This window comes from Variovorax ginsengisoli, from assembly GCF_030486595.1.
Classification (GTDB): domain Bacteria; phylum Pseudomonadota; class Gammaproteobacteria; order Burkholderiales; family Burkholderiaceae_C; genus Variovorax; species Variovorax ginsengisoli_B.
Window position 1 is genome coordinate 172,442 of record NZ_JAUJZH010000015.1, and the last position, 10,674, is coordinate 183,115.

The following is a 10,674-nucleotide window of genomic DNA, read 5'->3' on the forward strand; positions in this document are numbered from 1 at the left end:
GATATCGGTTAGGAGATTGCGCCGGTTGCCGACAGCATCTCGAAGGTCCAACTCAATGAAAGTCGTCATGCCCAACTCTGCTCGGCGCGCTCTGCTTGCCTGTGGTCTCTCCCTCGTCGCCCTGGCCGGCGCCTCGCACGCCCAAGCGCTTCCGCCGACGATCAAGCTCGTCGTTCCGTACCCGCCGGGCGGAAGTGCCGATACGCTTGCGCGTCTCATCGCGCAGCCGCTGCAGGAGCAACTGAAGGCCACGGTGGTCGTCGACAACAGGCCGGGCGCCGGCGGCCGGATCGCGGCGTCGCAGCTCAAGCGATCGCCCGCGGACGGCAGCGTGATCCTCATCGCACCCAATGCCCTGACCACCATCCAGTCGCTCGTGTACGAGGGGCAGCTCGACTACAAGGTGATGGAAGACTTCATCCCCTTGTCGCGCCTGTCGAGCTTTCCGATGGGACTCGCGGTGCCTGCCACGAGCCCGTTCAAGACAGCACCCCAACTCGTCGCGGCGATGAAGGGCTCGAAGGACGCGAACTACGGGACCTCGGGCGCCGGCGGTCTCGCGCACTTCGCCGGGCTGGAATTCGGCAAGACGACGGGCATCGAGTGGACGCACATTGCCTACAAGGGCGGCGCACCCCTGGTCACCGATCTGATCGGCGGCCATCTGCCGGTGGCGATCGACGCGCTCGTCGACCAGATCGAGCAACAGCGCGGCGGCAAGATCCGCGTGCTCGGCATCTTCAGCGACAAGCGCTACTCGCTGGCACCCGATATTCCGACGCTTGCCGAGCAAGGCATCCGGATGGCCCCGGTCGAAGGCTGGTTCGGCGCCTTCCTGCCCGCGAAGACGCCCGCGCCGGTGGTCGCCCGGATCGACCAGGCGATGGCGAAGGCGATGGCCAACCCGGACGTGAAGGAAAAGCTCAACAAGCTGGTGCTCCAGACCGCCTACCTCGACTCGGCGGACTTCACCCGGCTGCAGGCCGCCGAACTTCAGCAGTGGGCGCCTGTGGTGAGGGATTCCGGCTTCAAGCCCGACTGACGCCGTCCAGTTCGAGGACCCCTGTCAGGCGAGCATAGGAACGCAGCATCGCGACCAGCTGGACCGCCTCCGGGGTGAGCCGGCGGGTCGCCTTCGACACGATGCCGATCTGGTAGGCGAGCATCGACTGCTCGCGCACCGGGATCTCGATCAGGCTGCCCGCGGTGAGCGGATGCCGCAGCAATTGGGCGGGCAGCCGCGCGACGCAGTCCGACTCGATCAGCATCGAAATGGCACCGAACACGGAATCGGAAACAGCGGCAAATCGGGGCCGACCCAGACGATGCTGCAGGAAGAGTTCCTGGATGCTCTCGTCCTGATGCCCGGGGCGCGCAGGATCGCCAACGACGATCCAGTGCGAATCCACCAGTTCGCTCACGGTCGTGGCGTCCCGCAGGGGATGCCCGCGGCGCGCCATGATGGCTGCGGTGGTCGAGTAGAGCGGCTGTACCTGCAGGTCGTCCGAGACCACGTCCCGCGGGAGCCTCATCACCGCGAAATCCAGCCGGTTGTCGAGCACGGCCGCAACGAGCTCGCTTGAAGAACGCTGCGTCAGGTGGATGGTCGTCTTCGGATATGCATTGCGGAAGTCCTTCAACACCGAAGGCACGAGCCTGAGCGAAGGCTCGACCGAAGCGCCGACCTTGACCTGCTTGGGCACCGGCCGCCTGTCGCGGTTGAGCCACGCCTCCGCCCGGTCCGCCTCCTGAAGGACGGCACGCGCGTACGAGACGAACTCCTCGCCCGCGGCGCTCAGCGCGACGCCTTGCGCGGTGCGCTCGATCAGGACGATGTCGTGCTCCTCTTCCAGCTTCGCGACGCTCTTGGTCAGGCCGGCCTGCGAGACGTCCAGGGCACGCGCCGCGGCCCGGTAGCCGCCGTGGGACACCACGGCCAGAAGATCGCGAAGTTGCTGCGTCGCATGGCACTAGGGTAGGTCGTGGATCCTGATCGCCAAAGGCGATCGCGAAGCGCGAGGTGCGCTAGCCAATGTATATCGATCTGAAAGACCATTGGACGATGAACTCACCGATTTCCTATCCGGCGCACGTCGCCGCGCTCAAGCCTTACGTTCCAGGTCTTCCGATTTCCGCGGTAGCGGCTCGCTCGGGCATTGCACAGGATCGCATCGTCAAGCTCGCGTCGAACGAGAATCCCCTGGGCGCCAGTCCGAAGGCGCTGGCCGCGCTGTCGCGCGCCGCGATCGATCTTTCCCGCTATCCGGACAGCGACTGTGCGGCGCTTTCCGACGCGATCGCTGCGTTCCATGATGTTCCCCGTGACTGGATCGTGGTGGGCGCCGGCTCCGAGAGCGTACTCGGCAACCTGGTCTCGACGTTGCTGCAGCCCGGGCGCTCGACGGCGTACTCGCAGTATTCGTTCCAGGCCTATGTGAACGCCGCACAAAAACTGGGGGCGACTTCGACCGTGGTGCCGTCGCCCGATTTCCGCGTCGACCTCGAGGGCCTCGCCGACGCGATCCAGCCATCGACGGCCCTTGTCTACATCGCCAATCCCGGCAATCCGACCGGCACCGTGGTCGATCCCGACGCCCTCGAGGCATTCCTGGACCGCGTACCCGCACACGTCGTCGTGCTGCTGGACGAGGCGTACTTCGAGTTCATGCCTGCCGATCTTCGTGGCGACTCGGTGGCCTGGGTGCGCCGGCATCCCAATCTCGTGGTCACTCGGACGTTCTCCAAGGCCTACGGCCTCGCGGGATTGCGCATCGGCTATGGCATCGCTCAATCGGGCCTCTCGGATGTGATGCGCAGGGTCCGGTCGCCGTTCACGATTTCCGACGCCGCGCAGGTGGCCGCGATAGCGGCGCTCGACGATGTCGAGTTCATCGAACAGACCGTTGCAATGACCGACCAGGGCCGCAGCGCGCTCATCAGCGGCCTGGGCGCGAAGGGGTATCGATGCATCAGGTCTCACACCAACTTCATCCTGGCCGACGTCGGCGGCGGGGCCGCGTTCGCCAGCAGGCTCGAGAAGCAAGGCCTGATCGTACGCCCGGTCACGGCCTACGGCCTGGCCGATTGGGTTCGCATCAGCATCGGCACGCCGGCCGAGATCGGCAGGATTCTCGCGGTGCCATCGGGCGTGAACACGTCCTAATCCATCGTGGCGCCCGACGCCTTCACGACCGCGCCCCAACGCGTGGTCTCGGACTTCACGTACGCGGCGAGTTGCTGCGGCGGCAGTGTTGCCGCCTCGACACCCTCGGCGGCAAGGCGCTCCTGGACCTGCGGCTGCTTCATGACTCTCTCGAGGGCAGCCGCGAGCCTTGCGATCAGCTCCGGCGGCGTTCCCGTCGGCGCAACGAGGCTTTGCCAGGCGACTGCCTGGAAGTCCCTGGTGCCGGCGGCGCCAGACTCTGCGATCGTCGGCACCTCGGGCATCGCGATCTGCCGCTTGGGCGAGGTGACGCCCAACGCCCGCAGACGACCGCCGCGCACATGCGCAAGCGCCGGCGGGATGTCGCTGAACATCAACTGGATCTGCCCCCCGAGCAGGTCGGTCATCGCGAGCGCGCTGCCGCGATAGGGAACGTGGGTCAGATCGGCGCCGGTGGCAGACTTGAACATCTCGACGGCGAGGTGCTGAGGACTGCCGCTTCCGGCCGACCCATAGCTCAACTTGCCCGCCTCGGCTTTCGACAGAGCGATCAGTTCCGCGATCGATCCAACCGGCACCGACGCGTTCACCACCGCGACCAGCGGTACGGAGCCGATCATGCCGATGGGCGCGAAATCCTTGACCGGGTCGTAGCCCAGGCGCTTGTAGAGCCACGGATTGATCGCCAGCGTGGTGCTTGTCGCCACGAGCAGGGTGCGGCCATCGGCCGGGGCGCGTGCGGCATAGGTCGCCCCCAGGCCACTGCCCGCGCCCGGCTTGTTCTCCACGACGATGGTGGTGCGCAGAAGGGGAGCCATCTCCCTGGCCAGGATGCGCCCGAGCAGGTCGGTCGTGCCTCCCGGGGCATAGGGCACCACGAGCGTGATCGGCTTGTCTCCCTGGGCCCATACGTTGGCCGCCGCAGTGGCTGCGGCGACGGAGCCTGCCAGTCGGATGATTGCTTTGCGTCTGTTCATGAAAATGTCTCTTTTGCAGGCCGACGGTCGATGCCGGGACCTGTCGGTTGTTTGTCAGCGAGGGCCATCAATTAAAGTCCAACGACCTTCCGTTGAAAAATGAATCCTTCTATGGCGATTCATAAGCAACCCTTATCCTCTTTTCCTTCCGTGCGGCAACTGCGTGCCTTCGTGGCCGTGTACCACACCGGCAGCGTCTCTGCCGCGGCGCAGGAGCTTTCGCTCACGCAACCGGCAGTCACCATGCTGCTGCGCGAACTGGAGACGAAGCTCGGCGTGAGTCTGTTCGATCGCCACACCCGGGCGGTACATCGGACCGATGCCGCGAGCCACGCCATCGGCTATGCCCAGCGAGCGCTGGCGGAAATGGAAGGTCTGTCGACCTCGATGAGCGAATTGGCCGGCCTTCATGCAGGCCGAGTTCGCGTGGTGGCCACCGCCGCCGTCGCCCAGGCCTTGCTGCCGCCGGCGATGCGCAAGTTTCTGGACAAGCACCCGGGCGTGAGCCTGGAGATCGACGAAGTCGGGCCGGCGGACTTTCCCAGCGCCATCGAGGCCAATCATGTGGACTTCGGCGTGGGAACGCTCGAGGGATCCGGATCCAGTCTGCGTGAGGAGGTGCTGATCCGAGAGACCCTGGTCGCGGCCGCCCTCCCCTCGGCTTCGTTCCCCGGAGGTATCCCGATGACATGGAAGCAATTGAGCGCGCTTCCCTTGGTGACAGTCCGCTCGGGCTACGGCATCAGGGGCCGCATCGAGGCCGCCGCGCAGGAAGCCGGGGTCGAGCTCAAGATTGCGCATGAGGTCTCCCTGCTCGCAACGGCCGTGGCGTTGGCGGCGAACGGCCTCGGCGTGGTCGTGGTGCCTCCATCCATCGTGGCGCGCGAGTCAAAGCTGGTGACGCAGCGGCTCATCCGGCCCACCATCGAGCGGGTGATCGGCGTTCATTTCCGGCGGGAGCGATCACTGTCGCCGGCGGCCGACGCATTCCTGCAGGTGCTCAAGCTCGTCGCCGTCGGCGGCTAGAAGGCGACGCCATCCACCGTGCGTTGCCAGTGTCCCGACCATCATTTCGCTCATTTAGTTTGAATCCAAATGATTATGATAAAATACATTTCATGATAAACGAAAGCGCCTCCGACCCGCACCAGCGCATCGGCATCCGCCTGGTCGGCCTGGCGCGGCGCTGGCGTCAGGCGCTCGATTCCCGGCTGTCGGCGGTCGGATTGACCGATGCCACCTGGGCGCCGCTGATGCACCTGCACGAACTGGGCAGCGGCATCTCGCAAAGCGACCTCGCCGCCGCGGTCGGCCTCGACGGCTCCAGCCTGGTACGCCTGCTGGACATTCTGGTCGAACAGGCGCTGATCGAGCGCCGTCCGCACGCGGTCGACCGCCGCGTGAAGCAGATCCACCTGACCCCCGCCGGTCGACGCACCGTGGCATCGATCCGCAAGCGGCTGCATGCCATCGAATCCGAACTGCTGGCCGACGTCGACGCGCAGGATGCGCAGGTCGTGCTGCGCGTGTTCGAACGGATCGAGGCCCGCATCGCCGCCATGAACTGAGACACCCCATGCACGCACCTCACGCCCTCGACCTCGTCCGCACGCGCCGCGCATCGCTGCGCCGCCTGCTGACACCGGCGCGCCTGCGCGAGAGCTTCGCGGTCGCGAGGCCGCCCTCGTTGCGCAACGCTGCGGTGGCCGGCATGCAGACCTCCCTGGCGGTGCTGATCGCCGTGGCGGCCACCCACCAGTCGCCATGGGCGCACATGGAAGGCTTTCCAGCGCTGGGTGCCCTGGCGGCGCTCTTCGGGCGCTTCGCACCCGCCGGCCGACGGATGTCCGTCGTGCTGCTCTCGGGCCTGCTCCTTGTCGCGTCGGTCGGCGTGCTGTCGCTGGCCTCGATCGCCGGCGCCACACCGGCAACGATGCTGATCTGCCTGGCGCTGCTCGCCGGCGCGCTGACCTGGTTCACGAACCACTGGGGGCTCGGCGGCCCCGGCGCGGTGATCTTCGTGTTCGCGGCCTGCGCCGCGGTCGGGCCCGTGGATGCGTGGCGAACCGTCGTCGAGCGCGTGCTTTTCACGGCAGCGGGCGCCGCCGTCGCATGGTGCATCTGCCGTGCGACCGACCGGCTGCGTTCCGACGCGCCAATGGCCGCGGCCCCGGGCAGCGAGCGGCCGCTGCTGCATCAATGGAACGCAGCCGGGCGCATCGCGCTCTGCGCGGCCAGCGCCGCACTGCTGGCCCTGGCCGCCGGCTGGCCGCATCCCGCGTGGGCGGCGATCGGCGCCACGGCGGTGCTGCAAGGCAGCCACCTGCACATCACGATGCATCGCGCGGTGCAGCGCACCGTCGGCACCGTGATCGGCGCCGCCCTGGCGTGGGGGATTCTTGCGAACCAGCCAACGTTCTGGCCATTGCTGGCGGCCGTGATCGTGCTGCAGTTCATCACCGAACTGGTGATCGGCTTCAACTATGTCTTCGGCCTGATCTGCGTCACGCCGATGGCCCTGCTCATGACCTCGCTCGCGGCGCCATCCGCCAGCGCCGGCATGCCGATGGCGCGCGTCCTCGACACGGTGCTCGGCGCCTTGGTGGGCATTGCCTTCGCGCTCGTCTTCTCGACGCTCGACGACCGGGCCCACCTGGCCGCGCACCACGAGAACGCACGGGCCGGCTGATCCGCGGCTCAGGGCGTGATCGCCACCTTGAGCACGCCGTCGCGATGGCTGGCGAACAGTTCGTAGGCGGCCTCGATATCGTCCAGCTTGAAGCGGAGCGTCACCAGCGGCTTGAGGTCGACACGCTTGGAGGCCACCAAGTCCATCAAGTGGCGCATGCGCTCCTTGCCGCCAGGGCACAGCGTGCTGACGATCTTGAGATCGCCGCGGCGAAGTCACCCGTCAGAGTGCAGTCACCACCGGCGCAAGCACCGCGGCCGCCTGCTGGAGGAGTTCGAACTCCTCGTCGGCGAGCGGCAGGCTGCGCATGTCGAAATGGGACAGCGTCCCCCACAAGTGGCCGGACCGGGGGTCGAGCAAAGGCACGCTGTGATAGGAGACCACGATGCCTCTCAGGGCATGGCCGAACAGGCGGGGGTCGGCCAGCGAGTTATCGGTGCGGAAGGCGGCTTCCCTGACCACATACTGGCAATAGCTGCGGCTGAACGGGACGACGGCCAGGAACTCAGGCCGGATCCGACCCGCCTTGTCGTGCAGCAGGACGTTGTGGAGCAGCGGCCCGGCAAACCGGTAGACGGCACTGAAGCGATGAGGTACGCCATCGTTGAGGTACGCGAGCGCCGCACCGGGACCCCGGTCCAACGCCTCCGACACGGCATCGATAGTGCGCACGCACGTCATCTCTTCATTGTGCTTCAACCACGAGACAGTTGCACCCTCCGCGTCTCCCCAGGCCTAGGGATGCGCGCTGCGCGCTTTGCCTACACACGGCGTCACGATTCCCCGCCAGAATTGCTGCATCGCAGCAAAGGAGGCCCCCATGCCGAGCAGAAAGAAGACGCCGGCGGAACGCATCTCGGTCACCGACCAGGTCGGGAAGCGGCACGTCGTCGTGAAATATGTCGATCTCGTCGACCCTGGCGCCGCGAGCGCAGAGCGCGAGCGGATGGAACAGGTCGAAACCGAATATCGGCTCACGACGGGCGCCAGCGTCAACAGGACCGGCGCCGATACGTTCGAGACGGCGGATGGACGCTTGCGGCTGAAGGCGCTGTGAGCGCTCGCGGCGCCGGAAAGAGAAAAGCCCTTGAGAGTCAAGGACTCGCAAGGGCTTCGATCTGGCGGAGTGGACGGGACTCGAACCCGCGACCCCCGGCGTGACAGGCCGGAGGGAAAACCCAGTAACCACGCGGGTTTCGGCCACTTTCCATATTCCAAAGATCGATCAATTTCGGCCGCGCTTCCCTCTGAGCGGGAAACACTCATTCCAAAGAATCGGGGCGCTGCATGACGCTGCCCCACGGTTGAATCAGTCGACCGACACGTATCGCGACAGGTAGTACAAATGTGTACAACTGTCGCGCGCTACATCGCATGTAGCACACCACCGCGAGCGAGAGGTTGTCCACCGCCGCAGTGGGCAACATTGTGGATAACTGGCCTCCCCGGGCCGCAAGCCATTACCAGGCGGGCGTCTCCGCGGAGTGCCTGCAAAAGCGACATATCAATGTCGCGCAGTGATGTTCGCGATGGGCCACGGGCATCAAGGACCCACTCGCAGCGAGTGGGTTGCCGAAGCGTCCTCTACCAGCGCCAGCGGACCATCACATTCCAGCGTACGTCGGAGTCGTTGATGTTGTATGTAGGTCGTTCACGCTTTCCGCGTTAAGGCCCAGTTCACCCGGCAAGATCAACATTGGATCTTCCTCCTCCGAGAACTTCAGGGTTCTCATTGCCCGCTTCGGCGGGCTTTTTCATGGGCGCTTCGCCCGGCGCCGGAGCTGCTACTCTTTCGAGCCGAGGCCGTCAGCCCCGCCCACTCCATGTCGCCCTTCGCTTGTGCTTGGCAGAGCGACGGAACTTCGTTGGCTCTCCGGGGGTCTTACGTGTACTTCGTTGAGAGATAGCAGTCGCCTGCCCCAACGCGCCCTCTCCGCGAGGTGTTTCGATCGCGCTCACGTAGGGGCGCAGAATGTGAAGATTGTCAGGAATTCGTGAACATGCACGGGACACCGGCATTCCCCACTGCTTCGACTTTGTCGAACCGGGGCCATGACGGAGGACCAGATGCATCGATTTCTTTCAAACAATCGCGACGAGCTGATTTCACGGTGCAAAGCCAAGGTCGCGCAGCGGCCCAAGCGGGCCGCGACCGCGGCGCAACTCGCCAACGGCATTCCAATGTTCCTGGCCCAGTTGATTCAAACGCTGGAAGCACAGGACAACGGTGAGGTTGACGAGAGCTTCCGGATTTCCGGTGCCGCGGGCGGGGACGCCGCCGCTTTGTCAGAAATGGGGCTGAGCGCGGCTGCGCATGGCAAGGAGCTCCTGGGGCTTGGCTATTCGGTGGACCAGGTCGTGCACGACTACGGCGACCTTTGCCAAGCCATCACGGACCTCGCCGTCGAGCGAGATGCGCCGTTCTCGGTGGATGAGTTCCGGACGCTGAACCGCTGCCTGGACAACGCCATCGCTGATGCCGTCACCGAATTCGGCTTCTGGCGTGACGCCAGCGTCGCTCTCCAACAGTCCGCAGAGGAGAATGAGCGGCTCGGCATGCTTGTGCATGAGCTTCGAAATCACCTGCACACTGCAACGCTGGCGTTTGCGGCCCTGGAATCAGGACGCCTTCCCATCGGGGGCTCGACCGGAGCGGTGTTGAAGAGGAGCCTGACATCGTTGGCGACCCTGCTCAACCTGTCACTGTCTCAGGTCAGGGGCACGGCCGAAGCTCCACAGGCGACGGCCTTCTCGGTCGCATCGTTGGTGGCGGAGGCCAGGAACGTCACCTTGCTCGACGCGAGCACCAGGGGTTGCACGCTCTCGGTCCACGATGTCGATGCGGCGGTGGGCATTTCCGGCAATCGGGACCGCCTCCTGGCGGCATTGGTCAACTTGCTGCAGAACGCCCTGAAGTTCACCCACGCTGACTCAGAGGTCACATTGAGCGCCCATGCCGAGGGCGACTATGTCCTGGTCAACGTCGAGGACCGGTGCGGAGGACTTCCGCCAGGCAGTGCCTCGCGCATCTTCCAGCCCTTTGTTCAAGTCGGCGAGAACAAGAGCGGGTTGGGACTCGGCCTTTCCATCGCCCGCCGAAGCGTGGAGGCCGATGGAGGCGTCTTGACGGTTAGGGACCTGCCTGGGAAAGGGTGCGTTTTCACCATCAAGCTTCCGCGCAGGGTGCTTCATTAGCAAATCGCACCGTTTCCCCAAGGTCTCCAGGATTGCGCAGTCAGTGCGACCGCGGTCGTCGGATACGGCCACTCGACCTATCGAGGCCAAGTCCGAGTCAGTGGCGCTTCGCAGCCGCACTCCTCTCTGCATTTGCGCCTTCGCAGGTTTGTAGCTCGCGCGAAATTTTCATGAGGGCTTCGGCAGCCCCCGGTTCGCATCGACGCAACGCTTCAATTGCCGCCTCGTACTTCAAGGAGAGCGCCTGCCAATCGTCGAATGCTGCGCCCATTCCGCGTGTGTTGGTTGCCATTGGGTTACACGCAGACTTGCACGTTGTGTCCGAAGCAACTTGCTTCGCAGCGCATGCACGACCTGCGTCTCCGTGACAAGATGGTGTTTTGTGGGCGCCCTCGGCGCCAGTGCCTCCGGCCCTGTATTCCCGTAAGGCAATGCGCTGCCGACTCGCGGCGCCCTCGAAGCGCTAGCTGACCAACTCGGCAAAGAAAGCCGCCCAGAACCAGTGCGTGTTCTTGTGGTGGCGGCTGGACCTCAGCTGGTACCGAATGCGCACGCGGCCAATGTCCGGGACGTCGACCTCGCCCTGCATCTCGGCTGCTTGGCCAGCGCCCGCCGGCGGAAACCCATCCATGCCGCGGCTGACGAGCGCG

The 10,674-nt window shown here is 65.5% G+C and carries 11 protein-coding genes and 3 pseudogenes; 7 read left to right on the plus strand and 7 right to left on the minus strand.

What is annotated here, in order from left to right:
* The first annotated feature begins 67 nt into the window (after positions 1 to 67).
* A complete protein-coding gene (locus QZH52_RS21000; RefSeq protein ID WP_301812534.1) occupies positions 68 to 1,042 on the plus strand; it encodes a Bug family tripartite tricarboxylate transporter substrate binding protein in 975 nt (324 codons plus the stop codon).
* Here the strand turns inward: QZH52_RS21000 and QZH52_RS21005 are convergent.
* Both QZH52_RS21005 and QZH52_RS21010 read right to left on the minus strand, forming a co-directional pair.
* Entirely contained in the window at positions 1,029 to 1,703 is a 675-nt protein-coding gene (locus QZH52_RS21005) for a LysR substrate-binding domain-containing protein (RefSeq protein WP_301812553.1), read from the minus strand. The genes QZH52_RS21000 and QZH52_RS21005 overlap by 14 nt on opposite strands.
* Positions 1,704 to 1,793: 90 nt before the next feature.
* Positions 1,794 to 1,946, minus strand: a pseudogene (locus QZH52_RS21010) (helix-turn-helix domain-containing protein); the annotation flags it as partial.
* An 86-nt stretch (positions 1,947 to 2,032) separates the two neighbouring features.
* On the opposite strand from QZH52_RS21010, the gene hisC reads away from it, so the two are divergent.
* Positions 2,033 to 3,163, plus strand: coding sequence for a histidinol-phosphate transaminase (gene hisC, locus QZH52_RS21015; RefSeq protein ID WP_301812535.1), 1,131 nt, complete (start codon positions 2,033 to 2,035; stop codon positions 3,161 to 3,163).
* Here hisC and QZH52_RS21020 read toward each other — a convergent pair.
* The gene (locus tag QZH52_RS21020; RefSeq protein WP_301812536.1) at positions 3,160 to 4,140 is read right to left on the minus strand and encodes a Bug family tripartite tricarboxylate transporter substrate binding protein; all 981 of its coding nucleotides are present in this window, start codon (positions 4,138 to 4,140) and stop codon (positions 3,160 to 3,162) included. The two genes, hisC and QZH52_RS21020, sit on opposite strands and share 4 nt — an antisense overlap.
* Positions 4,141 to 4,251: 111 nt before the next feature.
* Between QZH52_RS21020 and QZH52_RS21025 the strand changes: the two genes are divergently transcribed.
* The 3 genes from QZH52_RS21025 to QZH52_RS21035 all read left to right on the plus strand — a co-directional run bounded on the left by QZH52_RS21025 (position 4,252) and on the right by QZH52_RS21035 (position 6,829).
* On the plus strand, positions 4,252 to 5,166 hold the full coding sequence (locus QZH52_RS21025) for a LysR family transcriptional regulator (RefSeq protein WP_301812537.1): 915 nt from the start codon (positions 4,252 to 4,254) through the stop codon (positions 5,164 to 5,166).
* 92 nt (positions 5,167 to 5,258) lie between these two features.
* On the plus strand, positions 5,259 to 5,708 hold the full coding sequence (locus QZH52_RS21030) for a MarR family winged helix-turn-helix transcriptional regulator (protein WP_301812538.1): 450 nt from the start codon (positions 5,259 to 5,261) through the stop codon (positions 5,706 to 5,708).
* A gap of 8 nt (positions 5,709 to 5,716) precedes the next feature.
* Entirely contained in the window at positions 5,717 to 6,829 is a 1,113-nt protein-coding gene (locus QZH52_RS21035) for an FUSC family protein (protein ID WP_301812539.1), read from the plus strand.
* An 8-nt stretch (positions 6,830 to 6,837) separates the two neighbouring features.
* On the opposite strand, the pseudogene QZH52_RS21040 reads toward QZH52_RS21035, so the two are convergent.
* Together QZH52_RS21040 and QZH52_RS21045 are read right to left on the minus strand one after the other, a co-directional pair.
* Positions 6,838 to 7,035: pseudogene (locus QZH52_RS21040) on the minus strand (NAD(P)-dependent alcohol dehydrogenase); the annotation flags it as partial.
* 16 nt (positions 7,036 to 7,051) lie between these two features.
* Positions 7,052 to 7,528: a GAF domain-containing protein gene (locus tag QZH52_RS21045; RefSeq protein WP_301812540.1), complete on the minus strand. Its 477-nt coding sequence runs from the start codon at positions 7,526 to 7,528 to the stop codon at positions 7,052 to 7,054.
* 121 nt (positions 7,529 to 7,649) lie between these two features.
* Here QZH52_RS21045 and QZH52_RS21050 point away from each other — a divergent pair, with 121 nt between their 5' ends.
* Together QZH52_RS21050 and QZH52_RS21055 are read left to right on the plus strand one after the other, a co-directional pair.
* Positions 7,650 to 7,886, plus strand: coding sequence for a hypothetical protein (locus QZH52_RS21050; protein WP_301812541.1), 237 nt, complete (start codon positions 7,650 to 7,652; stop codon positions 7,884 to 7,886).
* Positions 7,887 to 8,896: 1,010 nt separating this feature from the next.
* On the plus strand, positions 8,897 to 10,024 hold the full coding sequence (locus QZH52_RS21055; RefSeq protein WP_301812542.1) for a sensor histidine kinase: 1,128 nt from the start codon (positions 8,897 to 8,899) through the stop codon (positions 10,022 to 10,024).
* Positions 10,025 to 10,121: 97 nt separating this feature from the next.
* Here QZH52_RS21055 and QZH52_RS21060 read toward each other — a convergent pair whose 3' ends face one another.
* Positions 10,122 to 10,295 carry a hypothetical protein gene (locus QZH52_RS21060; RefSeq protein ID WP_301812543.1) on the minus strand — a complete coding sequence of 58 codons (174 nt, stop codon included), beginning with the start codon at positions 10,293 to 10,295 and terminating at the stop codon, positions 10,122 to 10,124.
* Positions 10,296 to 10,487: 192 nt separating this feature from the next.
* Positions 10,488 to 10,674 (minus strand): annotated as a pseudogene (locus QZH52_RS21065) (hypothetical protein); the annotation flags it as partial.

Bases quoted from the DNA above. Each gene is read 5' to 3' on its own strand.
- QZH52_RS21035 (WP_301812539.1), top strand. From the start codon at position 5,717: ATGCACGCACCTCACGCCCTCGACCTCGTCCGCACGCGCCGCGCATCG.
- QZH52_RS21055 (WP_301812542.1), top strand. From the start codon at position 8,897: ATGCATCGATTTCTTTCAAACAATCGCGACGAGCTGATTTCACGGTGC.
- QZH52_RS21060 (WP_301812543.1), bottom strand. From the start codon at position 10,295: ATGGGCGCAGCATTCGACGATTGGCAGGCGCTCTCCTTGAAGTACGAG.
- hisC (WP_301812535.1), top strand. From the start codon at position 2,033: ATGTATATCGATCTGAAAGACCATTGGACGATGAACTCACCGATTTCC.
- QZH52_RS21000 (WP_301812534.1), top strand. From the start codon at position 68: ATGCCCAACTCTGCTCGGCGCGCTCTGCTTGCCTGTGGTCTCTCCCTC.
- QZH52_RS21030 (WP_301812538.1), top strand. From the start codon at position 5,259: ATGATAAACGAAAGCGCCTCCGACCCGCACCAGCGCATCGGCATCCGC.
- QZH52_RS21050 (WP_301812541.1), top strand. From the start codon at position 7,650: ATGCCGAGCAGAAAGAAGACGCCGGCGGAACGCATCTCGGTCACCGAC.
- QZH52_RS21020 (WP_301812536.1), bottom strand. From the start codon at position 4,140: ATGAACAGACGCAAAGCAATCATCCGACTGGCAGGCTCCGTCGCCGCA.
- QZH52_RS21025 (WP_301812537.1), top strand. From the start codon at position 4,252: ATGGCGATTCATAAGCAACCCTTATCCTCTTTTCCTTCCGTGCGGCAA.